The organism is Ensifer sp. (genome assembly GCF_035999135.1).
Classification (GTDB): Bacteria; Pseudomonadota; Alphaproteobacteria; order Rhizobiales; family Rhizobiaceae; genus Ensifer.
Window position 1 is genome coordinate 36,788 of record NZ_DASYGZ010000060.1, and the last position, 26,231, is coordinate 63,018.

General features: G+C 62.7%; 21 protein-coding genes and 1 pseudogene. 14 read left to right on the forward strand and 8 right to left on the reverse strand.

Annotation, left to right across the window (positions count from 1 at the left end; genetic code table 11):
• Nucleotides 1-40: 40 nt before the first annotated feature.
• The gene (locus VGO12_RS06635; protein ID WP_327511936.1) at nt 41-1,033 is read left to right on the forward strand and encodes an aldo/keto reductase; all 993 of its coding nucleotides are present in this window, start codon (nt 41-43) and stop codon (nt 1,031-1,033) included.
• A 60-nt stretch (nt 1,034-1,093) separates the two neighbouring features.
• Here VGO12_RS06635 and ypfJ read toward each other — a convergent pair whose 3' ends face one another.
• Nucleotides 1,094-2,038 carry a KPN_02809 family neutral zinc metallopeptidase gene (gene ypfJ, locus VGO12_RS06640; RefSeq protein ID WP_327511937.1) on the reverse strand — a complete coding sequence of 315 codons (945 nt, stop codon included), beginning with the start codon at nt 2,036-2,038 and terminating at the stop codon, nt 1,094-1,096.
• A 220-nt stretch (nt 2,039-2,258) separates the two neighbouring features.
• On the opposite strand from ypfJ, the pseudogene VGO12_RS06645 reads away from it, so the two are divergent.
• From VGO12_RS06645 to VGO12_RS06655, 3 genes and pseudogenes are all read left to right on the forward strand, one after another.
• Nucleotides 2,259-3,303: pseudogene (locus VGO12_RS06645) on the forward strand (zinc-dependent alcohol dehydrogenase family protein).
• A 197-nt stretch (nt 3,304-3,500) separates the two neighbouring features.
• On the forward strand, nt 3,501-6,992 hold the full coding sequence (carB, locus tag VGO12_RS06650) for a carbamoyl-phosphate synthase large subunit (RefSeq protein WP_327511938.1): 3,492 nt from the start codon (nt 3,501-3,503) through the stop codon (nt 6,990-6,992).
• Nucleotides 6,993-7,169: 177 nt separating this feature from the next.
• A complete protein-coding gene (locus tag VGO12_RS06655; RefSeq protein WP_327511953.1) occupies nt 7,170-7,442 on the forward strand; it encodes a DUF6894 family protein in 273 nt (90 codons plus the stop codon).
• Between the two features lie 47 nt (nt 7,443-7,489).
• On the opposite strand, the gene VGO12_RS06660 is transcribed toward VGO12_RS06655, so the two are convergent.
• Nucleotides 7,490-8,989: an MFS transporter gene (locus VGO12_RS06660; protein ID WP_327511939.1), complete on the reverse strand. Its 1,500-nt coding sequence runs from the start codon at nt 8,987-8,989 to the stop codon at nt 7,490-7,492.
• A 290-nt stretch (nt 8,990-9,279) separates the two neighbouring features.
• Between VGO12_RS06660 and greA the strand changes: the two genes are divergently transcribed.
• Both greA and VGO12_RS06670 read left to right on the forward strand, forming a co-directional pair.
• Nucleotides 9,280-9,756 (forward strand): transcription elongation factor GreA, encoded by a 477-nt coding sequence (greA, locus tag VGO12_RS06665; RefSeq protein ID WP_327511940.1) that lies wholly within the window; start codon nt 9,280-9,282, stop codon nt 9,754-9,756.
• 88 nt (nt 9,757-9,844) lie between these two features.
• Nucleotides 9,845-10,903: a glycosyltransferase family 4 protein gene (locus VGO12_RS06670; RefSeq protein WP_327511941.1), complete on the forward strand. Its 1,059-nt coding sequence runs from the start codon at nt 9,845-9,847 to the stop codon at nt 10,901-10,903.
• 70 nt (nt 10,904-10,973) lie between these two features.
• On the opposite strand, the gene VGO12_RS06675 is transcribed toward VGO12_RS06670, so the two are convergent.
• From VGO12_RS06675 to VGO12_RS06685, 3 genes are read right to left on the reverse strand one after another with little or no spacing between them, the layout of a single operon-like run.
• Complete coding sequence (locus tag VGO12_RS06675; protein WP_327511942.1) at nt 10,974-11,996, reverse strand: glycosyltransferase; 1,023 nt, start codon at nt 11,994-11,996, stop codon at nt 10,974-10,976.
• Between the two features lie 7 nt (nt 11,997-12,003).
• Entirely contained in the window at nt 12,004-12,828 is an 825-nt protein-coding gene (locus VGO12_RS06680) for a glycosyltransferase family 2 protein (protein ID WP_327511954.1), read from the reverse strand.
• Between the two features lie 4 nt (nt 12,829-12,832).
• Complete coding sequence (locus tag VGO12_RS06685) at nt 12,833-13,303, reverse strand: Lrp/AsnC family transcriptional regulator (protein ID WP_113539971.1); 471 nt, start codon at nt 13,301-13,303, stop codon at nt 12,833-12,835.
• Nucleotides 13,304-13,920: 617 nt separating this feature from the next.
• On the opposite strand from VGO12_RS06685, the gene trxB reads away from it, so the two are divergent.
• The 5 genes from trxB to VGO12_RS06710 all read left to right on the forward strand — a co-directional run bounded on the left by trxB (nt 13,921) and on the right by VGO12_RS06710 (nt 18,849).
• The gene (gene trxB, locus VGO12_RS06690; protein WP_327511943.1) at nt 13,921-14,895 is read left to right on the forward strand and encodes a thioredoxin-disulfide reductase; all 975 of its coding nucleotides are present in this window, start codon (nt 13,921-13,923) and stop codon (nt 14,893-14,895) included.
• 116 nt (nt 14,896-15,011) lie between these two features.
• On the forward strand, nt 15,012-15,908 hold the full coding sequence (locus VGO12_RS06695; RefSeq protein WP_043614622.1) for a LysR family transcriptional regulator VtlR: 897 nt from the start codon (nt 15,012-15,014) through the stop codon (nt 15,906-15,908).
• 616 nt (nt 15,909-16,524) lie between these two features.
• A complete protein-coding gene (locus VGO12_RS06700; RefSeq protein ID WP_327511944.1) occupies nt 16,525-16,815 on the forward strand; it encodes a metalloregulator ArsR/SmtB family transcription factor in 291 nt (96 codons plus the stop codon).
• Between the two features lie 45 nt (nt 16,816-16,860).
• A complete protein-coding gene (locus VGO12_RS06705) occupies nt 16,861-17,982 on the forward strand; it encodes an alkene reductase (protein ID WP_327511945.1) in 1,122 nt (373 codons plus the stop codon).
• A gap of 63 nt (nt 17,983-18,045) precedes the next feature.
• A complete protein-coding gene (locus VGO12_RS06710; protein WP_327511955.1) occupies nt 18,046-18,849 on the forward strand; it encodes an aminoglycoside phosphotransferase family protein in 804 nt (267 codons plus the stop codon).
• A 43-nt stretch (nt 18,850-18,892) separates the two neighbouring features.
• Here VGO12_RS06710 and VGO12_RS06715 read toward each other — a convergent pair whose 3' ends face one another.
• Nucleotides 18,893-19,468: an XRE family transcriptional regulator gene (locus tag VGO12_RS06715; RefSeq protein ID WP_327511946.1), complete on the reverse strand. Its 576-nt coding sequence runs from the start codon at nt 19,466-19,468 to the stop codon at nt 18,893-18,895.
• A gap of 37 nt (nt 19,469-19,505) precedes the next feature.
• Between VGO12_RS06715 and VGO12_RS06720 the strand changes: the two genes are divergently transcribed.
• Entirely contained in the window at nt 19,506-20,015 is a 510-nt protein-coding gene (locus tag VGO12_RS06720) for an N-acetyltransferase family protein (protein ID WP_327511947.1), read from the forward strand.
• Nucleotides 20,016-20,202: 187 nt separating this feature from the next.
• Nucleotides 20,203-21,129 (forward strand): lytic transglycosylase domain-containing protein, encoded by a 927-nt coding sequence (locus tag VGO12_RS06725; protein WP_327511956.1) that lies wholly within the window; start codon nt 20,203-20,205, stop codon nt 21,127-21,129.
• A gap of 138 nt (nt 21,130-21,267) precedes the next feature.
• Here VGO12_RS06725 and VGO12_RS06730 read toward each other — a convergent pair whose 3' ends face one another.
• Complete coding sequence (locus VGO12_RS06730; RefSeq protein ID WP_327511948.1) at nt 21,268-22,278, reverse strand: NAD(P)H-binding protein; 1,011 nt, start codon at nt 22,276-22,278, stop codon at nt 21,268-21,270.
• Nucleotides 22,279-22,375: 97 nt separating this feature from the next.
• On the opposite strand from VGO12_RS06730, the gene VGO12_RS06735 reads away from it, so the two are divergent.
• Nucleotides 22,376-23,323, forward strand: coding sequence for a LysR family transcriptional regulator (locus tag VGO12_RS06735; RefSeq protein WP_327511949.1), 948 nt, complete (start codon nt 22,376-22,378; stop codon nt 23,321-23,323).
• An 87-nt stretch (nt 23,324-23,410) separates the two neighbouring features.
• Here VGO12_RS06735 and gyrA read toward each other — a convergent pair whose 3' ends face one another.
• The gene (gene gyrA / locus VGO12_RS06740; protein WP_327511950.1) at nt 23,411-26,197 is read right to left on the reverse strand and encodes a DNA gyrase subunit A; all 2,787 of its coding nucleotides are present in this window, start codon (nt 26,195-26,197) and stop codon (nt 23,411-23,413) included.
• Nucleotides 26,198-26,231 lie beyond the last annotated feature (34 nt).

Consider the following 26,231-nt stretch of genomic DNA (forward strand, 5'->3'; position numbering starts at 1 on the left):
GACGGCCGGCGGTTTTCGGCCCCACCGAAGGAGAACGACCATGGATTACGTTACACTTGGCAAGACCGGCCCCTCGGTCTCGGCGCTTGGCCTTGGCTGCATGGGAATGTCGGGCATGTATGGCCCGGCGGACCGCGCCGAAAGCATCGCCACGATCCATGCCGCGCTGGACGCCGGCATCACGCTTCTCGATACCGGCGACTTCTATGGCATGGGCCACAACGAAATGTTGATCGGCGAGGCGCTGAAGGGCGGGAAGCGTGACAAGGCCATATTGAGCGTCAAGTTCGGCGCGCTGCGCGACGCCGGCGGAAACTGGCTGGGCTACGACAGCCGGCCAAAGGCGGTACGCAGCTTCCTCGCCTATACGCTGCAGCGGCTCGGCGTCGACCATATCGACGTCTATCGTCCTTCGCGTCTCGATCCGGACGTCCCGATCGAAGACACCATCGGCGCGATCGCCGACATGGTGAAGGCCGGCTATGTCAAACACATCGGCCTGTCCGAGGTCGGCGTCGATACCATCCGCCGTGCGGCTGCCGTGCACCCGATTTCGGACCTGCAGATCGAATACTCGCTGATTTCACGCGGCATCGAGGATGCGATCCTTCCCGCCTGCCGCGCGCTCGGCATCGGCATCACCGCCTATGGCGTGCTGTCGCGCGGCCTGATCAGCGGCCATTGGCAGAAGGGGTCGGCTGGAAAGGGCGACTTCCGCGCCATGAGCCCCCGTTTCCAGGACGGTAACATCGACACCAACCTCGCTCTCGTCGAGGCCCTCAGGCAGATCGCCGAAGGCAAGGGCGCCTCCGTCGCCCAGATAGCGATTGCCTGGGTCGCGGCACAGGGCAAGGACATCGTACCTCTCGTCGGCGCGCGCCGCCGCGACCGGCTTGGCGAGGCCCTGGCATCGCGCGAGGTCCGTCTCAGCGCCGAGGACATGGCAGCGATTGAGCGCGCCATCCCCCGCGATGCGGCTGCTGGTGCGCGCTACCCGGAAGCGCAGCTCGTCCATATGGACAGTGAACGCTGACCCAAAAGACAAAGGGCCGGCAAACAGGCCGGCCCTTCGTCGATGTGGATGTTCGAAAAATCAGACGCCGCCCGAGAAGGTATCGCAGGCCGACATCTTGCCGCTGTCGAAGCCACGCTTGAACCAGCGCATGCGCTGTTCCGATGTGCCGTGGTTGAAGCTCTCCGGAACGACATAGCCCTGCATGCGCTTTTGCAGCGTGTCGTCACCGATCTGGGTGGCGGCGTTCAGCGCCTCCTCCAGGTCGCCCTGCTCCAAAAGGCCCTTTTGCTGCGTGTACTTGCCCCAGACGCCGGCGAAGCAGTCGGCCTGGAGCTCGACGCGCACCGACATCTGGTTCGCTTCGGTTTCGCTCATCGACTGGCGCATCTGGTTGAACTTCGGCAGTACGCCGATCAGGTTCTGGACATGGTGGCCAACTTCGTGGGCGACGACATAGGCCTGGGCGAAATCGCCGGCCGCATCAAATTTTTGCGCCAGTTCGTCGAAGAAGCTCATGTCGAGGTAGAGCTTGTGATCACCCGGGCAGTAGAAGGGTCCGGACGCCGCTGATGCAAAACCGCAGGCTGAGCGAACCTGGCCGCGGAACAGCACCATCTTCGGTTCTTCATACTGCTGGCCATTGGCCTGGAAGATGCCGTGCCAGGTGTCTTCCGTCTCGGCGAGCACCGTCGCCATGAACTGCTTCATTTCCTCCTCCTGCGCCGTTCCCTGTGGCGCCGGCGAACCGTCGCTCTGCTCGAAGCCAGGCAGCTGGACCTGGCTGCCACCGCCATTCAGCACCTGCAGCATGTCGATGCCCATGGCCTTCAGGATGAAGTAGAGAACGACAAGAAAGATGATGGTGCCGAAGCTCATGCCGCCCCCGGCCCGGCGCATGCCACCGCCGCCACCCGGCATGCGGAAGCCGCCGCCCCGTCCGAAAGGGCTTCCGCCAAGGCCGCCGGGGCTCGCGCCCCGCTGGTCTTCGACGTTGTCGGATTGGCGGCGGCCCTTCCATTCCATGATCTGTCCTCCCGGCATGGGGCGATGGGATATCGGTCAGATCATTTATATGCCCGGCCGAATGAAGTTGTAAAACGCAATCAGGCCGACAAGGTTGCGATCACATCAATCTTTTCGGGGGGTTGCCGTCCTTCGACGGATCCGAACACGGCGCCGTATCCTTGACCGGCCGCAGCTTTGACGATCCTATTCAAAACGGGAGAAAACGGGAGGCACGGTCATGAAAGCACTGCGGCTCGAAGACATCGGTCATCTCCGGCTCGCCGAAGTGCCAAAACCCTGCCCGGCCCACTCGAGCTGCTCGTACGGGTCGAGGCGTGCGGCATCTGCGGTACCGACCGGCATCTGTTGCACGGCGAGTTCCCGTCGAAACCACCGGTGACACTCGGTCACGAATTCTGCGGCATCGTCGAAGCAATTGGCAGCAGCGTATCCGACATCGCCATCGGCGCGCGCATCACCGGCGACCCCAACATTTCCTGCGGCACCTGTGCGCAATGCACGGCGGGCCGGGTCAATCTCTGCCGCAATCTCAAAGCAATCGGCATCCATCGTGACGGGGGCTTTGCCGAGTATGTCCTCGTGCCGCGCAGCCAAGCCTATGAAATACCGCTCGACCTCAATGCGGTGTACGGCGCGTTTTGCGAACCGCTCGCCTGCTGCCTGCACGGCGTGGATACCGCAGACATTCGCGCCGGTTCCACCGTTGTCGTGCTTGGCGGCGGCGTGATCGGTCTGCTGACTGTCCAGCTTGCCCGGATGGCCGGCGCGACGACGGTGATCCTGTCGACGCGACAGGCGGCCAAGCGGCAGCTGGCCGAAGAAGTGGGCGCCACGGCGACCGTCGATCCCTCCTCCGGCGACATCGTGGAACGGATCGCCGGCGCCTCCGGGCTGGTCCCCGGTGGCGTCGATGTGGTCATTGAGTGCGCGGGCGTTGCCGAGACCGTCAGACAATCGACGCGGCTTGCCAAGCCCGGCGGCACGGTCGTGATCCTCGGCGTCATGCCGCAGGGCGAGACGGTGGAGATCGAACCCTTCGACATTCTCTTTCGCGAACTGCGCGTGCTCGGGTCCTTCATCAATCCCTTCGTGCACCGTCGCGCAGCCGATCTGGTGGCCTCGGGCGCGATCGAGATCGACAGGCTGATTTCGCGGCGCGTGACCCTCGACGAAGCGGCGGATGTCATCTCGAGACCGGCCGGACCGGCGAGGTCAAAGTGCTTGTGATCCCCGGCGCACCGGCGGCAAGATCGCCGAATTGACGTCGTTGAACGTCTCGGGCAGCAGCGGAGGCGCAAATATGCGGGCTTCTTGTCGATTCCGGAATTTTCGGGGTTTCGCTTGCAGAAACATTTGCCTATAAGCCGCTTCTAGCCTGAAAAGACCCATCAATGCGTGCCCGGCCGGTGACCTCCCACTTCGGCCGGTTTTTCGCGCAGCTAGAAACGGATGATCGACCATGCCGAAGCGCCAAGATATCAAGTCCATTCTTATCATCGGGGCGGGGCCGATCGTCATCGGTCAGGCTTGCGAATTCGACTATTCCGGCACCCAGGCCTGCAAGGCGCTGAAGGAGGAAGGCTACCGCGTCATCCTCGTCAACTCCAACCCGGCGACGATCATGACCGATCCGGGCCTGGCGGATGCCACCTATGTCGAGCCGATCACCCCTGAGGTTGTCGCCAAGATCATTGCCAAGGAGCGCCCCGATGCGCTGCTCCCGACCATGGGCGGCCAGACGGCGCTCAACACGGCGCTGTCGCTTCGCCGCATGGGCGTTCTCGACCGCTACAATGTCGAGATGATCGGCGCCAAGCCCGATGCGATCGACAAGGCTGAAGACCGCGCCCTCTTCCGCGAAGCCATGGCCAAGATCGGTCTCGAAACGCCGAAGTCGCGGCTCGCCAACGCCACCGACATCAAGGACCACGACCGCAAGGTGCACGAGGCCGAGCGCGCCGAACTGAAGGGCCGGCTTTCTGGCGCGGAACTCGACAAGGCGCTCGACGATCTGGAGAACCAGTGGAACCTCGGCGAAGGCGATCGCAAGCAGCGCTACATGAACCATGCGATGGCGATTGCAGCCCAGGCGCTCGACGACGTCGGTCTGCCGGCGATCATTCGCCCGTCCTTCACGCTTGGCGGCACAGGCGGCGGCATCGCCTATAACCGCACCGAATTCTTCGACATCGTCGGCAGCGGCCTCGATGCGTCGCCGACCACCGAAGTGCTGATCGAAGAATCGGTGCTCGGCTGGAAGGAGTACGAGATGGAAGTCGTCCGCGACACTGCGGACAACTGCATCATCATCTGCTCGATCGAAAACATCGACCCGATGGGCGTGCACACGGGCGATTCGATCACCGTCGCTCCGGCGCTGACGCTGACCGACAAAGAATATCAGATCATGCGCAACGCCTCGATCGCGGTGCTGCGCGAGATCGGGGTCGAGACCGGCGGCTCGAACGTCCAATTCGCCGTCAACCCGGCGGACGGCCGCCTGGTCGTCATCGAGATGAACCCGCGCGTATCGCGCTCCTCGGCCCTCGCCTCCAAGGCGACCGGCTTCCCGATCGCCAAGATCGCGGCCAAGCTCGCGATCGGCTACACGCTCGACGAACTCGACAACGACATCACCGGCGGCGCAACGCCCGCGTCGTTCGAACCGTCGATCGACTATGTCGTCACCAAGATCCCGCGCTTCGCCTTTGAGAAGTTCCCGGGTGCCTCGCCGGTTCTGACCACGGCCATGAAGTCGGTCGGCGAAGTCATGGCGATCGGCCGCACCTTTGCCGAATCGCTGCAGAAGGCGCTGCGCGGGCTCGAGACGGGCCTGACCGGGCTCGATGAGATCGAAATCCCCGACATGGACGAGAACGGCGATGGCCGCAACGCCATCCGCGCCGCGATCGGCACGCCGACGCCGGATCGGCTGCGCATGGTCGCCCAGGCGCTGCGCCTCGGCATGAGCGAAGCCGAAGTCCATGAGGCGAGCAAGATCGACCCGTGGTTTATCGCCCAGTTCAAGGCGATCGTCGACATGGAAGCGCGTATCCGCGAACACGGCCTGCCGAAGGACGCAGAGAACCTGCGCATGCTGAAGGCCATGGGCTTCTCCGACGCGCGTCTTGCCACGCTCGGCGGCAAGCGCCCGAAGGAAGTGGCGGAACTGCGCAATGCGCTGAACGTGCGCCCCGTCTACAAGCGTATCGACACCTGCGCTGCCGAATTCGCGTCGCCGACCGCCTACATGTACTCGACCTACGAGACACCCTTCGTCGGCCTTGCCCGTTCCGAAGCCGAAGTCTCCGACCGGAAGAAGGTCGTCATCCTCGGCGGCGGCCCGAACCGCATCGGCCAGGGCATCGAGTTCGACTATTGCTGCTGCCACGCCGCCTTCGCGCTGAAGGACGCCGGCTATGAAGCGATCATGATCAACTGCAACCCCGAGACCGTTTCCACCGACTACGACACCTCGGACCGGCTCTACTTCGAGCCGCTGACGGCCGAAGACGTGATCGAGATCATGCGCGCCGAGCAGGAAAAGGGCGAACTGGTCGGCGTCATCGTGCAGTTCGGCGGCCAGACGCCGCTGAAGCTTGCCGAGGCGCTGGAAAAGAACGGAATTCCGATTCTCGGTACCGCGCCGGACATGATCGACCTCGCCGAAGATCGCGACCGCTTCCAGAAGCTCCTGATGAAGCTCGATCTCAACCAGCCGAACAACGGCATCGCCTACTCGGTCGAGCAGGCGCGCCTCGTTGCCGCCGAAATCGGGTTCCCGCTGGTGGTGCGTCCGTCCTACGTTCTGGGCGGCCGGGCGATGCAGATCATTCATTCGGAAAGCATGCTGCAGACCTACCTGCTCGACACAGTTCCGGGCCTCGTTCCCGAGGACATCAAGCAGCGTTATCCGAACGACAAGACCGGCCAGATCAACACGCTTCTCGGCAAGAACCCGCTGCTGTTCGACAGCTACCTGACCAACGCCACGGAAGTGGACGTCGACTGCCTCTGCGACGGCAAGGACGTGTTCGTGTCGGGCATCATGGAGCATATCGAGGAAGCCGGCATTCACTCCGGCGACAGCGCCTGCTCGCTGCCGGTGCACACGCTCGACACCGCCATGGTCGACGAACTCGAGCGTCAGACGGGAGCCCTTGCCAAGGCGCTCAATGTCGGCGGCCTGATGAACGTGCAGTTCGCGATCAAGGACGGCACCATCTACGTGCTGGAAGTGAACCCGCGCGCCTCGCGCACGGTGCCCTTCGTCGCCAAAACCATCGGCGCGCCGATCGCCAAGATCGCCGCCCGCGTGATGGCCGGCGAGGCGCTTGATGTGGCGATCGCCGCCTATGGCGAGAAGCCGGATCCGCGCAATCTCAAGCACATCGCCGTCAAGGAAGCGGTGTTCCCGTTCGCACGCTTCCCCGGCGTCGACACGCTGCTCGGCCCGGAAATGCGCTCCACCGGCGAGGTCATCGGCCTCGACACCGACTATGCGCTCGCCTTCGCCAAGTCGCAGCTCGGCGCCGGCGTCGACCTGCCGCGCGACGGAACGGTGTTCGTGTCGGTGCGTGACGAGGACAAGACCCGCGTGCTTCCGGCAATCCGCATCCTCGTCGACATCGGCTTCAAGGTCATGGCGACGGGTGGAACGGCACGCTTCCTCGGTGAAAACGGCATCGCCGCCACCAAGATCAACAAGGTCCAGGAAGGCCGTCCGCACGTCGAGGACGCGATCCGCAACCGCCACGTCCAGCTGGTCATCAACACCACGGACAGCAACAAGGCGATCTCGGACTCCAAGTCCCTTCGTCGCGCGACGCTGATGCAGAAGGTGCCCTACTACACCACCATGTCGGGCGCAGAAGCAGCAGCCCAGGCGATCAAGGCGCTGAAGGCCGGCAGCCTCGAAGTCCGGCCGCTGCAGAGCTACTTCAAGGCCTGACGACAAATTGCGGCGCGCGACGACCTCGCGCGCCGCTTCCCCCTTGGCAGGGTACCCCGCCTGCCCGCTGAACGCCGCATGAACGGACGGTTCAGGCTCCATTCCCCAGCCGCGTGTTTTCATGCGCTCACGCATCCAGAGATTACGTCCAATCGATGCGGTATACGGGGCAAGATCGTGCAGCGCTATTTCTTCGATTTGCAGTGGGACGGCGAGCGTTTCGTCGATGACGACGGCATCCATCACTTTGACGAAGGTTCGGCCATCTACTACGGCCAACGCATCGCCGACAGGATCGGCCGCGATTCGGACTACAGCTCGCTGACCGTCCTGGTCCATTCGGCCAATCGCAAGCTGCTCGCGACGATCAGGCCGTCCGTGGGTCGTGGCGGCGAGCAACGCGCACTTCTTGCCAGGCGCCACGTTGGAACGTTGCATCAGGCCGCCTGAGGCTGCCCTGTCGCGCGCACCTGCTTACAGGCACGGAGGCGCCACAGTCACTTGAGCGGCACCCCTGATTGCTCTGACGCCAGCGCCCCGCCAGAGCCTCGACGTGATCGTCTTGCCGCAAGCATCACCGTCCTCAATCCCAGATAGAGCGATGCCGTCGAAATCACGAATGCGACGACGAAGACGGCAAGCATGGCGTCGTGGAGCGTCGCCACACTTGCGTTCTCATCGAAGCCGCGAAGGTTTGCCGTCAGCCCGCAGACGGCTGCGCCGATGGCGTAACCCGCCGATTGCAAGGTCGGAAGCAGCGCCGAGGTCTTGTCGCGCTCGCCGCGCGGCGACACGTCCATCAGCAACTGGCTGAGCGTTCCCCAGGAAATGCCGAACCCGGCGCCGACGGCGATCTGGCTCGGAAAGACCAGTCGGTAGTCATCGATGCCGACCGCGACGGTAAGGCCGGCAAGGCCGAGGCTGAGAAGGGCCGGTCCGGCCGGGATGAGTTTCACGCGCAGCGCATGGGAGCGAAGGCTGGCGACGAAAATTGCCGTCGCACTCCAGGACATCGCCATCAGGGCGGCCGAAAAGCCGGCCGCCGTCGGGCTGAAGTTCCAGACGTGCTGAAGACCGTAGATGAGATAAACCGAGCCCGAGGCCTGCGCCAGCGGCATCAATAGCACCACCCAAAGACCGGTGCCGAGCGGCTTCTTGAGCGAAAACGCGCCGGTTGGAAGGATCGAGTGGACCGCCCGGCGATCGGTTTCGGTCGCAGCCCACAGGATCGTCAAGGCCGTTGCGAGCGCTGCGGCCATGACGGGCACGCTCCCGGCCTTGTTCGACACGGAAATCAACAGAATGCCGACGCCGACGACCACGAGGCGCAACAGCGGTATGGGACGGGCCTTTTCGGTGGACGGAGCCTGCGCCGGAACGATGAAGAGGACGAGCGTGATGAACAGTGCCGCAGCCGGGATATTGACGGCGAAAGCCGCCCGCCATGACCAATACTCGGTCATGAAGCCGGAAATGAGCGGGCCGCCGAAGGCAGCCGTCGCCCAGACGATGGCCTCGGCTCCAAAGATCTTCGGCACGAGCCGTGGCGGAAAGAGTTCCGGGATCAGCGCATAGCAGACGGCAGCAATGATGCCTTCGCCGAAGCCCTGGAACACGCGACCTGCGAGCACCTGCGGCATGCTGCTTGCGGTCGTCGCGATAAACGTACCGGCGACGAAGACGACAGCGGCGGCAATGAGCGTGCCACGTGCGCCGAAGCGCGCCTTGAGATTGGCGGCAACTGCACCGCCGAGAATGGCGAAGACCAGGTAGAGCGTGACCGCCCAGGAGATCAGCGTGGCGCCGCCGAACTCCTCGACCGCGGTCGGCAACGCCGTCGACACGAAAAACTCGTTAAAGGCGAAAAGCGCGACCCCGAGACAGAGTGTCACCGTGGCAACGAAATAGTCCGGACGGAGCAATTCGCGCCAGCGGCCCTCTTCGCCTGGCAGTGCGTCGCCGGTATTCGTCCTTTTGACATCCTTGGCCAATTCCATCGACTGCGGTTCCCCTTTGACGTTCACCACAGCACAGTTACGACCTCAAGCGCAGTTGAGGTAAAGCACTTTCTCACCAAAATGCCGGCCGTCAATCTCCTCTACAAGTTGCGCGCGCATCGCAGCGTTCGGTGGATGATGGCGAAATATCTGGCTTTCGCGCTTCCGTTTCTGCTATAACCACGGTTCGAAGTTTCGGACGGTTCCGGCGTTCACGCGCCGGAGACCGTTTTCTTTTGCGTTGGCGCCGCCCAAAGGGTGGCGCCTCGTGCTGAATGAAGGACATTGAAATGGTCGAAAAAGTGCCGATGACACAGGGTGGATTCGTCAACCTGCAGGAGGAGCTGCGCTGGCGCCAGCAGGAAGAACGACCACGAATCATCGAGGCGATTGCCGAGGCACGGGCACATGGCGACCTGTCGGAAAATGCCGAATACCATGCTGCCAAGGAGGCACAGAGCCACAACGAAGGCCGGATCGCCGAGCTCGAAGACTTGATCGCCCGCGCGGAAGTCATTGATCTTACAAAGATGTCCGGTTCAAAGATCAAGTTCGGCGCCAAGGTCAAGCTGGTCGACGAAGACACCGAGGAAGAAAAGACCTACCAGATCGTCGGCGACCAGGAAGCCGACGTGAAGGCCGGTCGCATCTCGATCTCCTCGCCGATCGCACGCGCGCTGATCGGCAAGGAAGTTGGCGATTCCATCGAAGTGAATGCGCCGGGCGGCTCCAAGGCCTACGAAATCCTCGCGGTCAACTGGGGCTGATCGGCCCCCATCGGGGCGGAGGCTCTCTTCGCCCCGGCTTTCCCCTTCCCCGCAAGTCGATCGTTGCTCGCGCAAGGAGTGCGCATCCGTGGCCGATATCCGGAACGTCGAGGTCATCGCTCCCAATTTCAAGCGCCGCCTCTCGGGCGTGACGTCCACCATCATCCAGTTGATTCCGATCCAGCGCGCGCTTGGCGAAAAGATTGCCGTGCTCGGGCCCGGCTTGCCGGACGCCCTGCCCTCGATCCGCTTCCGCGACCTGCTGCGCCTGTGGAGTGCGCCCGAAAGCCGCCCCTGCCGCGTCTGGCATGCCCGCCGCAATGTGGAAATGCTGCCGGCGATCGTGCTGCGCGATCTCTTGCGGATGAAGCTGAAGATCGTCTTCACCTCCGCCTCGCAACGGCGTCACACCGGGTGGAGCAAGTTCCTTATTTCCAGGATGGACGCGGTGATCGCGACCAGCAGCAAGACGGCCGCCTATCTCCAGGTGCCGAACACGGTCATCCTGCACGGCATCGACACCAAGCGCTTTCAGCCGGCCGGCGACACGGGCGCGGCGAAGACAGCACTCGGGCTCGACCCCGCGCAGAAATATGTCGGCTGTTTCGGGCGCGTGCGTAAGCAGAAGGGCACCGATCTCTTCGTCGACAGCATGATCGCGCTTCTGCCCTGCCGACCGGGCTGGAGCGCCGTTGTTGCCGGTCGCGCGACCGGACCCCACGTCGCCTTTGAAAACGAGCTGAAGGAGCGGGTCGCGAAAGCGGGCCTTTCCGACCGGATCCGCTTTGTCGGCGAGCACACCAACATCCCCGACTGGTATCGCGCGCTCGATCTTTTCGTCGCGCCGCAGCGCTGGGAAGGGTTCGGCCTGACGCCGCTCGAAGCGATGGCAACGGGCGTGCCCGTGGTCGCGACCGACGTCGGCGCCTTTTCGGAACTGGTGGTCGTCGGAGAGCAGGAAACTGGGACTGTGATCCCGGCCAGCGACCTGCAGGCCATGGTGGAGGCATCCGCAGGCTTCATGGACGACGATCGGCGCCGCACGTCCGCCGGCGCCAACGGCAAGGCACTCACCTGCGCTTCGTTTGCAATCGAGGGCGAGGCCCGTGCAATCAATGCCGTCTATGAACGGCTGATGCGCGCCTGACCCTCTCCCCTGACGTTTGCTTGCAGCATGTTTCGGCAGGGTCTTCTCAGCCCCCGCCCCTGCCGCCGGCCTATCGTTTCGAAGCAAACAGCTTCATATAGGCGTCGGTGATGGCCTGCTTGGAAAACTGGCTCATCAGCGTCTGATGGCCGCGTTCGGCCAGGCGCTCGCCAAGCACGGTGTCATTGGCAATGCGATCGATCGCCTGGGCGAAGCCGTCCGCGTCACCGATATCAACCATCAGGCCGTTCTCGCCGTCGCGCATGAACCAGAGCGGCCCTTCCGAGCGGCTGGAAACGACCGGCGTGCCTTGCGCCCAGGCCTCGAGGACAACGTTTCCAAGCGGCTCGTGGCTCGACGCCATGACGAAGATGTCCGAAGCGGCAAGGAACGGACGCGTGTCCTTCTGCCAGCCGGCGAAACGCACGCGCTTTGCGACGCCCAGATCGTTAGCAAGCTTCTGCAGGTTCTCACGCTCTTCGCCGTCCCCAACCAGCCAGAGATAGGCGTCCGGCACCTTGGCGATGGCCTGGATGAGCGTGTGGAAGCCCTTCCGCGGCACGAAACGCCCCATCGACATGACAACAGGCACGTTCTCCGGTGTATCGAGTGTGGCGCGGCTCACCGGCGCGACGCGTTCGGTGCCGGTGAAGTTGGAAATCACCTCGACATCGCGCTTCCAGCCGATCTTGCGCACATGCTCGGCAATGCCCGGCGTGTTGCAGACGAGGCAGTCGGTGTTGCGGAAATAGTCGAGCCGCAGCGGATAGTCGCCAAGCCGCGAGATCTTGATGCAGCCCTTGTAGTTCGGCATCAGCCGGCTTGCGCGCGGCATCCAGGCAAAGAGCGCATCCGGCTTCTCGCGGCGCGCCATGCTGCTCACCTTCATCGGCAGAAGGATGCGATCGAGCGACAGGTTGCGGAAGTTGCTCTCGATGATGCGGGTCGCACCCTCGATGTCCTTCTTCCAGATGCGTCCGTGGCGGATGACGGCGGTCTGCTCGACCCCGCGCTCGCCCAGCGCGTTGACCAGATGGACGAAGAAGCGCTCGGCGCCGCCGTCCTTGCCGAAGTGAAAATGCATGACTTTCATGGGAACCTCACGGCTTGCCCGCGCCCCGATCCATGTCGTCATGGTTCGGGTGCCGCTTCAGCGCGTGCCTCTGATAGATCTTTGCTGCGGTGAGGAAGGCGTAGACAGCCCCCGTCATCGCTTCGATGAAACCCGGAAAGCCGCACCGCCACAGGCCGTTGCGGAAATAGAGCCGGAGGAAGTAGAGCGGCGGGCTGAACAGCATCTTGTAGGGACGCGCCGATTTACCGGCCGCAAACTGCTGGTCCGCTTTCAGCGTCGAATACTTGTTTTCCTTCAGGATCTGCTCGTCGATGATCAGCGGACGATAGTGCAGCAGGCTTCCCTTGGCCGCCGCACCCACGGCGCCATCCGGCACGATGCCTTCATGGACCTTCTGGTTGAGATCGTATCGTCCCCTGCCCTTGCGGATCAGCCGGAGGTTACGGCGTTCGTGCACGCGTTCCGGCGTGTAGCCGTAGCCGATCAGATAGGGCCTGCGCGCAATGCGCCAGCCGACAGTCTCCGCCGGCGCACTGAGCAACGTCGGCAGCAGCGCCTTCAGCGGTGCGTCGAGGCGCTCGTCGGAATCGATGTTCAGGCACCAGGCCTCGGTGCACTGATCGAGCGCGAACTGCTTCTGTCCGGCGTAGCCCCGCCACGGCTCGTGCATGAAGCGGATCGGCCAACCCTTGTCGATGTAGGACTGAACGAGCGCAGGCGTCCCGTCGGTCGACCCGGAATCGACGATGACGATCTCGGCGCACTGATCGAGGCTCTCGATGCAGTTTGCAAGATAGGCCTCTTCGTTCTGGCAGATGATGAAGGCAGACAGCGGAAGCTTGTTCATGATGGTCCTAGATCTGCACGAGCCCGATGTCCTTGACCTGACGGATCGTCAGCATCGTGCGCACCGTGTCGACGCGCTCGTTGGCCGTCAGCACCTCGATGACGAAATCCTGGAACGTCGTCAGGTTCTCGGCGACACAATGCAGGAGGAAGTCGCTTTCGCCGGACACCGTCCAGGCCTGCCGGACGATCTGCCATTCGGCGGTCGCGGCGGAGAAGGCCTTCAGGTCGGCTTCCGACTGGCGCTTCAGGCCCACCATGCAGAAGGCCACCAGGTCGAAACCGAGCGTGGGCGCATTCAAGAGTGCGTGGTAGCCCTTGATGACGCCGGTCTCTTCCAGCTTGCGCACCCGCCTGAGGCACGGCGGCGCGGATATACCGACCCGTTGGGCGAGATCCACATTGGTCATCCGGCCATCACGCTGGAGCTCGCGAAGGATCTTGAGATCGATTGCGTCGAGCTCGACTTGTTTCGTCATGAACGTTCGTCCTTTTTGCGTGGCGACTTTGTGAGCGGGCAAAGTCGAAAACGAGAATTGCTTGCGGTTTGATCGGCCCCGTGGCCTGAATTGTTTGCAGACGTCTATCCTCCGGACCCGGGCGCGATCGGAATCGTCGCGCCGGCACGGTCGTTGAGGACCAGGTCATCTTGAGGCAGTGCGCTGCCGAGCGCTGCGCGTTCGCGACGGAACCGTGCTCGGCCGGCATTCAACCCCATATGCTTCTCCAGCAAAGTGAATCCGCGTGAAATATCGTCAAACCCGCTGGACAACAAGGAGCCACGCCGACTATTCGCGGGAAAATGGCGCGTCGATGCCGGCTTGGCGGCAGAACGCGGCGCTTGCACCACCCGAAGGCTCCCTCCGTCGTCCGCGTTCGGCTGTGATCGGACGCGGCAAGAAGCCTCCCCGCCCCTGATGCAGAAACGCGTCATCTGGTGGCGAAACCGAGCCTCTGGCTCAAGCACTTGTGTGTATCGGCCGGGACACCCTTGAAACTCATGGTGGGGAATCCCTAAACTATGGGACTATTTCCCATTCACGCAATGGAATCGGTTGAGCTTTGCGTTTCTCGCCGATGAACGAAGGACACGACTATGACTGCCCGTCACGTGAAAGTGCTGATCATCGGCTCCGGCCCGGCTGGCTATACGGCTGCCATCTATACGGCGCGCGCCATGCTTGAACCCGTGCTGATCGCCGGCATGGAACAGGGCGGTCAGCTGATGATCACCACCGACGTGGAAAACTACCCGGGTTACGCCGATCCTGTGCAAGGCCCGTGGATGATGGAGCAGATGCTCAAGCAGGCCACCCATGTCGGCGCCGAGATCGTCAACGACCTCGTCACCGACGTCGATCTTTCGGTCCGTCCGTTCCGCATCAAGACCGACAGCGGGACCGATTGGACCGCCGACGCGCTGATCATCGCCACCGGCGCCAAGGCGAAGTGGCTCGGGATCGAGACCGAGCCGACCTTCATGGGCTTCGGCGTTTCGGCTTGCGCCACCTGCGACGGGTTCTTCTATCGCAACAAGGACGTGATCGTCGTCGGCGGCGGCAACTCGGCCGTCGAAGAGGCGCTCTACCTCTCCAACCTCGCCAAGACGGTTACCGTCGTCCACCGCCGTGACAGCTTCCGGGCCGAAAAGATCTTGCAGGAGCGCCTGTTCGCCAAGCCGAACGTCAAGATCATCTGGGATCACGAGGTCACGGAATATCTGGGCGCACCTGCCAAGCCGCCAATGCCGGCATCGGTCAACGGCGTGAAGCTGCGCAACACCAAGACCGGCGAGACCGCCGACATGGTCACCGACGGCGTGTTCGTCGCGATCGGCCATGCGCCGGCGGTCGAGCTTTTCAAGGGTAAGCTCCGTCAGAAGTCCAACGGCTATCTCTGGACCGCGGCCGATTCGACGGCGACCGACGTACCGGGCGTTTTTGCCGCAGGTGACGTGACGGACGACATCTATCGTCAGGCGGTGACGGCAGCCGGGATGGGCTGCATGGCGGCGCTCGAAGCCGAGAAATACCTGGCGGGTCATATGCCCGTCGCAATTGCAGCCGAATAGAAGCTGCGAATCGGGGTGGTGTCGCTGAGGCACCGCGCCCGTGTGGGAACAGATGCATCAGCCACGCCCGGAAGACAGGCTCCTGTCTCCCGGAGTGGTTTCTTATGGGGGACTTCATGTCGCTGGACTGGGACAAACTGCGCATTTTTCACGCGGCGGCCGAGGCTGGGTCGTTCACCCATGCGGCAGATAAGCTTCACCTCTCGCAATCGGCGATCAGCCGGCAGGTGAGCTCGCTGGAGCAGGACGTCGGCATCAAGCTGTTCCACCGCCATGCGCGCGGTCTGATCCTCACCGAACAGGGCGAAATCCTCTATCGCACGGCACATGAAGTGCTGATGAAGCTGGAAAGCGTCAAGGTCCAGCTGAGCGAAACCACGGACAAGCCGAGCGGCAAGCTGCGCATCACCACCACGGTCGGACTCGGCCAGGGCTGGCTGACGGACAAGATCCAGGAGTTCATGTCGCTGCATCCGGAGGTGCAGGTGCAGCTCATCCTCGACAACGAGGAACTGGACGTCAACATGCGCCATGCCGACTGCGCCATCCGCCTGCGCCAGCCGCAACAGTCGGACCTGATCCAGCGCAAGCTGTTCACCGTGCACATGCATGTCTATGCCGCACCGTCCTACATCAACAAATATGGCGAACCGCAGTCGGTCGAGGACCTCGACAACCACCGCATCATCACCTTCGGCGAGCCGGCGCCCAACTACCTTCTCGACGTGAACTGGCTCGAGATCGCCGGTCGCGATTCGGACAATCCTCGGGTCTCGCATCTGCAGATCAACAGCCAGACCTCGATCAAGCGCGCCTGCCTGCTCGGCATCGGCGTCGCTATGTTGCCCGACTATATCGTTGGCCGCGACCCGGGCCTCATCCAGCTGCCGATCAGCGCCGACATCCCGTCTTTCGACACCTATTTCTGCTATCCCGACGAAATGAAGAACGCGGCGAAACTCAAGGTTTTCCGCGACTACATCGTCGCCAAGGCGAGAAACTGGAACTTCTGAAGGCCCTCCGCAAATGCCCATTTACGGAGCAATTGCCGAAACCAGAGCTATCATACTGTTTTAAAAGAGAATTTATCGATGCGCCGCATGTTTTGTGCGGCGCATTTTTGTTGTGCGCCGCAAAATTGAGCAGGGATGCGCACATGACATGGCTGTCATGCATATTAAATGATTGCTGCTCGCCCAAAAAAGCAGCATACCACACTCAGCTGATGCATCTTTGGTGGCTTCTCCTCCCAGTGCCACCGCAGCAGCTGTTCCCCTCTGGAGGTTTAATTACCTTCACAACTTATAAAGGGCCCAAGTCATCTTGTGGCCCTCTTTTTTTGTCTACTCTTTGCAGACAGCGAACCGTGATGAAAATCGCGATCGGCTATTGAAAGCCGATACTTCGCTTCCCATATCAAAATGCAGCTGGTGCATTCTTGGTGGCTTCTCCTCCCCCGCCACCGCATCAGCTGTTCCCCTCTGGAGGTTTTAATTACCTTCAAAACTACAAGGGCCCAAGTCATCTTGAGGCCCTCTTTTTTTGCCTGCACGGTCCTCACAGCCTTGTGATTTGAATATCGTGTTTTAGCGATACATCTATCGATAAAGCACGATGTGGCGATATACGATGGATAGAGACGAGGTATTGAAGGCGCTTGCCCATCCAGTCCGGGTGAAGATTCTCGCCTGGCTGAAGGAGCCCCAGCGTCATTTCCCCACCCAGGAACATCCGCTCGATCTTGGAGTTTGCGCCGGCCAGTTCGAACGCTGCGGCCTGTCGCAATCGACCGTATCCTCGCATCTCGCCGTGCTTCAGCGCGCCGGCCTGGTGACGACACGCCGCGTCGGCCAGTGGGTCTTCTATCGTCGTGACGAAGACGCGATCGCAGCCTTCCTCCGGAACATCGGCGATCTCTGAAGCCAGCAAATCCTCCCAAGCAGACCTCCCTGAAAGGACCCTCCCATGGCCACGCTTTTTGACCCTGTTACCATCGGCGACATTGCGCTGAACAACCGCATCGTCATGGCGCCATTGACGCGCAATCGTTCACCAGGCGCCGTTCCGAACACACTGAATGTCACCTACTACGAGCAACGCGCCTCCGCGGGCCTGCTGATTACCGAGGGAACGGCGATCACCCAGCAGGGCCAGGGCTACGCCGACGTTCCCGGCCTCTACACTCCGCAGGCGCTAGAAGGCTGGCGCAAGGTGACGGATGCGGTGCACGCCAAGGGTGGGCGGATCGTCGTCCAGATCTGGCATGTCGGGCGCATCTCGCATAACTCGCTGCAACCGGAAGGCGCCAAGCCGGTCGCGCCTTCGGCAATTCGCGCCAAGTCCAAGACCTATCTGATCAACGCTGACGGAACCGGGTCCTTTACTGAGACCTCCGAACCGCACGCGCTGGAGATTGCGGAGATCGACGGCATCGTCGAAGACTATCGCCGTGCGGCGCGGGCAGCGATCGACGCCGGCTTCGACGGCATCGAGATCCACGCGGCCAATGGCTATCTCATCGATCAGTTCCTGCGTTCCGGCTCAAACCATCGCAGCGACGCCTATGGCGGCACACTCGAGAACCGGGCCCGCTTCCTGTTCCAGGTCGTCGATGCCGTTACGCAGGAGATCGGCGCGGGCCGTGTCGGTATTCGCCTGTCGCCGGTGACGCCAGCCAACGACGCCTACGATCCGGAACCGCAAGCGGTCTTCGGCTACGTGCTGAAGAACCTCGCCCGGTACGCCCTTGCCTACATTCACATCATCGAGGGGGCGACGGGCGGTCCGCGGGATCACCAGCAAGGCGACCACCCGTTCGACTATCCTGCGCTGCGGGCGACCTATGTCGCCGCCGGCGGCAAGGCCGCCTGGATGACGAACAACGGTTACGACAAGGCGCTGGCCGAAAAGACACTCAGGGACGGCGAGGCCGATCTTGTTGCCTTCGGCAAACCGTTCATCGCCAATCCGGATCTTGTCGAGCGTCTGGAACGCAACGCGCCGCTCAACGCGCCCGACCAGGCGACCTTCTACGGTGGCGGCGCCAGGGGTTACACCGACTACCCGGCCCTTGAACAGGTCGCATGAAGCTCCCACATGGCCAGTACCCCCGCCGTCCGGCGGGGGTATTTGTCTGGGAAGACGTTGTTTATGTTCTCTTCTTACTTTGAAAAATGGGCATTGCAGCCCGATGGCGAATTGATTGTTACGCCCTCCAGCCATCTCTTTCCCGTGCGCTATGACAACCAGTTGGCGATGCTGAAGGTGGCGCGGGACGCGGAAGAAAAATACGGCCGCTTGCCGATGCTCTACTGGAACGGCCAGGGTGCAGCCAAAGTCTATCACTCGGATGGCGACGCGATCCTGATGGAGCGCACCGACAGCCGGCACAACCTGTTCCACATGGCGATGACCGGAAGCGACGAGGAGGTCACGCGCATCATCTGCCGCGCAGTGGCCGAGCTCCACGCGCCCCGCGCGACTGCGGTGCCGAACCATCTCGTGCCCCTCGACAAGTGGTTCGCATCGCTGGAAACGGCCGCTCCCGCCCAGGGCGGTCTGTTCGCACAGGCGCTTCAGGCGGCAAAGGCGCTGCTTGCCGACCCCGAGCCCCCGGTCGTGCTGCACGGCGACGTTCACCACGCCAACATTCTCGATTTCGGCGCGCGTGGCTGGCTTGCAATCGACCCGAAGCGGGTGTTCGGCGACCGGGGCTACGACTATGCAAACCTCTTCTGCAATCCGGAACTGCCGCTGGTCACCGCGCCCGGCCGCCTGCAGCGACATCTGCCCATCGTCGCCAGGGAGACGGGCCTCGCGCCGCGCCGGATCCTGAACTGGGTGCTGGCCTATGCAGGGCTTTCGGCCGCCTGGTTTCTGGAGGATGGCGACGACGCCGGGGTCAAGAGCGACCTGAAGATGGCTGAGATCGCGATTGCCGAGCTCGGCCGCTAGAGCGCCTGGCTGCTCCAAGCTTCACCACTGGAGGCGATATACTCTAGGGCGATCCTGTCTTCAGCAGGATCACCGCATATGTGCAGGCGGCACTACCGTCATTGCGAAACGCGCAATCCTGCGGCGGTCCGAGCTCCAGGCAGTCGCCCTCGGCAAGCGCATGCGTTTCACTTCCCTCCACAAAGGTCAGGCGCCCGTCCGTCACCCAGATCCAGCGGCGATGGAGCGCATAGGCCGACGCCGGTATGGGCACCTCGGAACCCGCCGGAAGCTCGACCTCGACAAGCTCCAGCGGCAAATCCGACATCGGCGACACATGACGCCGGATGTATCCGGTCTCGGGATCGCGCCAGACCGGTTGATCCTGTCGCCGCAGCACCCTTCCCTGGCTTTCTTCCGCCCTTGCGATCAGGCTCGACATGGTCAGCTCGAAGGCTGCCGCGAGCTTGGCAAGCAAGGTTGCCGTCGGACTGCTGTCGCCGCGTTCGATCTTGTGGATCATCGCGCGCGAGACGCCCGACCGCTCCGAAAGCTGGGTCAGCGACCACCCGCGCGCCTCGCGTTCAAGACGAATTCGCTCACTGAGGCGTTGATCAAGGCTGTCTACTTTAGTATTCATTTCGTAGTCATATAGTGAATTGACATGAGGGACAAGCATGCTGATCAGGGCGGCAACCGAAACCGATCTTCCAGTGATCTGCGAAATCTACAACGATGCGGTGGCGAACACGACGGCGATCTGGAACGAGACCCCGGTCGATGTCGCCAACAGAACCGCATGGCTGAAGGCCCGGGCGGACATCGGTTATCCCGTGCTCGTTGCCGTTTCCAAGGAGGGTGACGTCATCGGCTACGCTTCCTTCGGCGACTGGCGGCCGTTCGACGGCTATCGCCACACCGTCGAGCACTCCGTCTACGTGCACAAGGATCGTCGCGGTGCCGGCATCGGCCGGGCGCTGATGGTCGCGCTGATCGCCGAAGCCGAGCGGATCGGCAAGCATGTGATGGTTGCGGCGATCGAATCGGAAAACGCCGCATCGATCCGCCTTCACGCGCAGCTGGGATTCGTCGACACCGGCCGCATGCGCGAGGTCGGCACAAAATTCGGCCGCTGGCTGGACCTCACCTTCATGCAGTTGGTGCTTCCGACCGGCGCGCCGCGTTAGAACGCCGCGCGCACGCTTGACCGTGCGAAGAACGCACTGGCACTCTGATTGCAAAGCATCCCACGTGACGGCGGGATGCTTGCGTCGTCGCGGTTTGTGCACGCATCGCGAAATGGTATGAAGGCAGGGGAACTGTTTCGGGAAGGGCAGCGTGGCTCGTCGGCGGAAACACAGATTGAAAGTCGGTATGCGCTTCATCGTAGCCGCCCTCGCCCTGCTTGCCGGTGGCCCGACTTTCATCGCCGGACCGGCGTCCGCCCGCATCGACGATCTCGTTCCCGGCCCGAAATGCGTCTATTCGGGAAAGTCGCCGCTCGATCCGGCCCGCACACTCTGCATCAGCAAGGAGAACTTCGCGCGCGACGTCTGCGACGTCATCGATCACTATGCTGAGGTCCATGACTTGCCTTCTGCATTTTTCGCTCGCCTGATCTGGCGCGAGAGCCTGTTTCGTCCCAACGCCGTCAGTCCAAAGGGAGCAGAAGGGATTGCGCAGTTCATGCCGGGAACCGCAAAGATGCGCGGTCTTTCCAACAGCTTCGATGTCGTCGAAGCGCTTGGCAAATCGGCGGAATATCTGAGTGAGCTCAAATCCCGCTACGGCAATCTCGGCTTTGCCGCCGCCGCCTACAATGCCGGAGAAAATGGCCTGGAGCGCTTTCTGGAAGTGGATTGGCTGCCGGCCGAAACCCGAAATTACGTGCTGGCGATCACCGCCTACAGCGTCGAGGACTGGCGCGACAACCCGCCCAAGACGCTCGACCTGACGCTCGACAAGGGTAAGTCCTTTCTCGATGGCTGCGTCGCGCTCGCCAGCACGCGCAACCTGCGCGACATCGAGGTGATCGATGAAGCCGAATGGGCGCCCTGGGGTGTTCAGCTTGCCGCGCATTTCCGGAAATCGGTGGCGCAGCGGCTGTTCGTTAGCGCGGTCAAACGTCTGCCGGAACCGATCCGCAGTGAGAAGGCGCTCCTGCTGCGGGAACGCAATGCAAGCTTCGGGCTCAGGATCCGCTATGCCGCGCGGATCGGTCGCGAGACCCAGGTCGAGGCAAACAAGCTGTGTGCCACCATTCGCAAGAGTGGCGGCGCCTGCCTCGTCTTCCGCAATTGACCAGCGTTCTGGTCGACTGGGATCCTTATCCGCTCCCGCGATGGCGGATCGGCATCGCAGTCAGCGCCCAATCCCGCGCCCCCCCGATCCGTCAGCGCCGAAAGCCGCTCGGGCGTGATCGCTGGCCATTGCTGGGCCTTAGCGTACGGCGACCGCACGCGGATGCGTATTCTCCCAATGGTTGTCAAAGCACCCAAGTCCACGCAGCGTCGTTGCAATGGCCTCGTCGATTTCGGTGTGCGGTTCCTTGCCGAGAACAGCAACCAGCCGTTCGTTCGGCATGCGCAGGGGCTCGCGCCAGAGATAGCGCATGGCGCGCAGCTCCCTGAACAGCGGCACGAAGAGCGACGCCAGCCCGATCAGCCACCAGGGAAATGCACGAACCGGAAGGTCCGGTTTAGCCACCACGCGGCGGATGGCTTCGACCATCTCCGTGCCGTTTCGGTCGAGAAACCCGCACATGTGGTAGACGGCAAAAGCCGGCAACGCGTCTGCGCGCTCCACAAGACGGATCATCGTCTCGGCCACATCCGGGAGGTAGGCCCATTGATGGGCGACGCCTTTTCGGCCGGGGTAGGAAATCGCCGTCAGCGGTTTGCCCGGTTTGACCAACGCCTGCGAGAACCAGTTGTTGGCTGCTCCGGGCCCGAAGAAGTCGCCGGCCCTGACGATGATCACCCCCACGCCGGCCTGCGAAGCCGCTTTCAACCGAAGCTCCATCTCCTTGCGGATCAAGCCTTTTTCCGTTTTGGGGTTTTGCGGCGCCTCCTCGGTGAGAACAGGGAAGGCGTCGGGACCAAAGTTGTAGATCGTTCCAGGCAGAACGATACGCGCGCCCGCAGCCTTGGCCGCGGCGATCGTGTTTTCTAGCATCGGCAGGACCAGGGTGCCCCAGTTGCGATAGCCAGGCGGATTGACGGCATGCACGATCAGGTCGACGCCCCGGGCCGCGTGAAGCACGTCGTCGAGGCTCATGGCGTCGCCTTGCACCCACTCGATATCAGGCGCGGCCCGCGCCGCCTTCTCGGCGCTCCGGTTCAAGGCACGCACGATCCAACCGTGCCGCCTCAAGCCGCGCGCCACGGCGCCACCGATGCCTCCCGTCGCGCCAAGCACCAGAGCTACCTTCATCTTTTCCTGCGTTTCCATCACATCTGTCTCCATCCGCTTCTTCATGGAGCCAGCATCGCGCAGTCCATCACTAAACGGAATTGCCGAAATATATTGCTCAGCTATACTAATTTTTATGAGCAAGCTTGATCTGAGCTGGGATTATTACCGGACCTTCCTCACTGTCCTTGAGGAAGGATCGCTGTCGGCGGCAGCTCGCGAACTTGGCCTGACACAACCGACGATTGGCCGGCACATAGATGCCATGGAGGCGGCGCTCGGCTACCCGTTGTTCGTCCGTTCGCCCCATGGCCTTCTGGCGACCGATGCCGCACTGGCGCTGAAACCCTACGCGGAAACGCTGGCGGCAACGTCGGCAGCGCTGTTGCGGGAAGCATCGAGCCAGCGGGACATGATCAGTGGCACGGTGCGCATCAGCGCCAGCGAGGTGATCGGCATAGAGGTGCTGCCGCCGATCCTTTCGGAGCTCCACGCCACCCACCCGCAACTGACCATCGAACTCTCGGCATCCGACACGGTGGAGGATCTGCTGCGACAGGAGGCCGACATTGCCGTGCGCATGGTGGCACCGACACAGGAGGCGCTGATCGCCCGCCACATCGGTGCCGTGCCGATCAGTTTCCACGGCCATCGCCGCTACATCGAGCGTCGCGGCACGCCCAAGTCGCTGGCTGACCTTCGCCAACACAGCCTGATCGGCTATGACCGCCAGACGGCCGCTGTCCGTGCGATCATGGCGCGTTCACCAGCGCTGCCAGACGTGCCGTTCGCCCTTCGGACCGACAGCAATCTCGCCCAGCTTGCGGCGATCCGCGCCGGCTTAGGCATAGGACTTTGCCAGAACGGGCTGGCGGCACGTGATCCTGATATCGTGGCCGTTCTTCCCGGCCTCTTCGAAATGAAACTCGATACCTGGCTGGTGATGCACGAAAATCTGAAGACGGCGCCACGCTGCCGCGTCACCTTCGACGTGCTGGCCAGGCGTCTGCGTGATTACATCCGCGCGTCTGTGCCAGCTTCAGCAACTGGCGATGATCGGCCCGGCACGCCTCTCTCCCCCTAGCTTGCCGATCTTCAAGGCTATCGCCCAAAATGAAAAAAGCCCGCCGAAGTGGCGGGCTCTCGATTTCAATACTGCGGTCGCGGTCGATCAACCCTCGGATTCGACTGATGTTTCCGGTGCACCGTTTTCGACTGCACCTTCGACCTCGCCCTCGCCTTCGTCCTCGCCTTCAGGCTCGCTGATGCGTTCGACCGAGACGACCTTCTCGTCCTTGGCGGTCGAGAAGATGGTGACGCCCTTGGTCGCACGGCTTGCAAGTCGGACGCCGTTGATCGGCACGCGGATGAGCTGGCCGCCATCGGAAACGAGCATGATCTGGTCGTTGTCCTCGATCGGGAAGGCCGCCACGAGTTCGCCGATCTCCGCCGTCCTCGAGGTGTCGGTGGCGCGGATGCCCTTGCCGCCGCGGCCCGAAGTGCGGAAATCGTAGGACGAGGAGCGCTTGCCGAAGCCCTTCGCCGAAACCGTCAGCACGAACTGTTCGCGCGCCTTGAGCTCGTCGTAGCGCTCGTTCGAGAGCTCGCCGCCTTCGGTAACCTCTTCACCGACCAGCGAGATTTCTTCCTCCTCGCCGGTTGCCGCGCGCCGTTCGGCGGCCGCACGCTTGAGGTAGGCTGCACGTTCCCACGGCTCGGCATCGACATGACCGACGATCGCCATCGAGATGATGCGGTCGCCATCGCCAAGATTGATGCCGCGCACGCCGATCGAGTTTCGGCCGGCAAAGACGCGCACGTCATCGACCGGGAAGCGGATGCACTGGCCAAGCGCCGTCGTCAGCATGACGTCGTCGCGCTCGGTGCAGGTGTCGACGGACAGGATCTCGTCGCCCTCCTCATCGAGCTTCATCGCGATCTTGCCGTTGCGGTTGACCTGCACGAAGTCCGACAGCTTGTTGCGGCGAACCGTGCCGCGCGTCGTCGAGAACATGACGTCGAGGTTTTCCCACGTCGTCTCGTCCTCGGGCAGCGGCATGATCGTGGTGATGCGCTCGCCGGGTTCCAGCGGCAGCATGTTGATCAGGGCCTTGCCGCGCGATTGCGGCGTACCGATCGGCAGGCGCCAGACCTTCTCCTTGTAGACGATGCCGCGCGACGAGAAGAACAGAACAGGCGTATGGGTATTGGCGACAAATAGCCGGGTAACGAAATCCTCGTCCCTGGTCGCCATGCCGGAGCGACCCTTGCCGCCGCGGCGCTGCGCCCGGTAGGTCGTCAGCGGCACGCGCTTGATATAGCCGAGGTGGGAAACGGTCACGACCATGTCTTCGCGGGCGATCAGGTCCTCGTCGTCCATATCAGGACCGCCTTCCATGATCTCGCTTCGGCGGGGTGTGCCGAATTCGTCACGGATGGCGATGAGTTCGTCCTTGACCATGGTCATGATGCGAAGGCGCGACGACAGGATGTCGAGGTAATCCTTGATTTCCTCGCCGATCTTGTTGAGTTCGTCGCCGATTTCGTCGCGGCCAAGCGCGGTCAGGCGCTGCAGGCGCAGGTCGAGGATGGCGCGCGCCTGCTCTTCCGACAGGTTGTAGGTATTGTCTTCATTGATGCGGTGGCGCGGATCGTCGATCAGCCGGATGAGGCTGTCGACATCGTGGGCCGGCCAGCGGCGTTCCATCAACTGTTCGCGAGCGGTCTGCGGATCGGGCGCGTGCCGGATCAGCTTGATCACTTCGTCGATGTTGGCAACGGCAATGGCGAGGCCGACGAGCACATGGGCGCGGTCACGCGCCTTGCGCAGCAGGTACTTCGTACGCCGGCTAACAACTTCCTCGCGGAAGGAGACGAAAGCCCTGAGCATGTCGAGCAGCGTCATCTGTTCCGGCTTGCCGCCGTTCAGCGCCACCATGTTGCAGCCAAACGAGGTCTGCAGCGGCGTGTAGCGGTAAAGCTGGTTCAGAATGACATCGGCATTGGCATCGCGCTTCAGCTCGATGACGACGCGGTAGCCCTGGCGGTCGGATTCGTCGCGCAGGTCCGAGATGCCTTCGATGCGCTTGTCGCGCACCAGCTCTGCCATCTTTTCGATCATCGTCGCCTTGTTCACCTGGAAGGGGATCTCGGTGATGATGATCTGCTCGCGGTCGCCGCGCATCGGCTCGACATGGGCGCGGCCGCGCATGATGACGGAGCCGCGGCCGGTCTCGTAGGCGGAGCGGATGCCGGAGCGGCCAAGGATCAGCGCGCCGGTCGGGAAATCCGGCCCCGGGATGATTTCCATCAGCTCCGGCAGCTCGATCGCCGGGTTGTCGATGAGCGCGATGCAACCGCCGATGACTTCGACCAGGTTGTGCGGCGGAATGTTGGTCGCCATGCCGACGGCGATACCGCCGGCGCCGTTGACGAGCAGGTTCGGGAACTTCGCGGGAACGACGACCGGCTCCTGCAAGGTGCCGTCATAGTTGTCGCGGAAATCGACCGTTTCCTTGTCGAGATCGTCGAGCAGCGAATGCGCGGCCTTCTGCAGGCGGCACTCGGTGTAGCGCTCGGCGGCCGGCGGATCGCCGTCGACGGAGCCGAAGTTGCCCTGGCCGTCGATCAGCGGCAGGCGGAGCGACCAGTCCTGCGCCATGCGCGCCAGCGCGTCATAGATCGCCATGTTGCCGTGCGGGTGATACTTACCCATCACGTCCCCGGTGACGCGGGCGCATTTGACGTATTTCTTGTTCCAGTCGATGCCGAGTTCGCTCATCCCGTAGAGGATGCGGCGGTGCACGGGTTTCAGACCGTCACGCACGTCTGGAAGCGCGCGGCTGACGATGACGCTCATGGCGTAATCGAGATAGGACCGCTGCATTTCCTCGATGATGGAAATCGGCTCGATGCCTGGCGGAGTTTTTCCGCCGCCGGGGGTGCTTTGCTCAGTCAATGGTGATCACGATCTTTGTTCAGAATCAGTCGGA